Here is a 359-nt window from a genome sequence, read left to right as displayed (position 1 = left end):
AGGGCAGGTTGCCTACGTGTTACTCACCCGTCCGCCGCTAACCATCAGAGAAGCAAGCTTCTCATCAAGTCCGCTCGACTTGCATGTATTAGGCATGCCGCCAGCGTTCGTCCTGAGCCAGGATCAAACTCTCCAATAAAGATGTTGCGATGCAGCATCGTCCTGCAAGACAATCGGTTCAACTCGGCTGAGTGGATGAATGTCTTGCAGCTATTATCGAAAAGAGCGATTAGCTCATTTTGAATCTGACGAGATTAAAAATCTCAATTGTGCTTCGAAATCATACAGTCAGATGACGTGTACCGATTTCTCAGCGTCGATCTTGCAAGCAAGATCGTTACTCACTCGTTGTTCAGTTT

At 47.1% G+C, this 359-nt stretch carries 1 rRNA gene; it reads right to left on the bottom strand.

What is annotated here, in order from left to right:
- A 16S ribosomal RNA gene (locus HP552_RS01010) occupies positions 1–139 on the bottom strand; the annotation flags it as partial.
- Between the last annotated feature and the right edge of the window lie 220 nt (positions 140–359).

The sequence above is a fragment of the Paenibacillus xylanilyticus genome (assembly GCF_013359935.1).
Classification (GTDB): Bacteria; Bacillota; Bacilli; order Paenibacillales; family Paenibacillaceae; genus Paenibacillus; species Paenibacillus xylanilyticus.
This window is presented reverse-complemented; position numbering and strand designations above follow the sequence as displayed.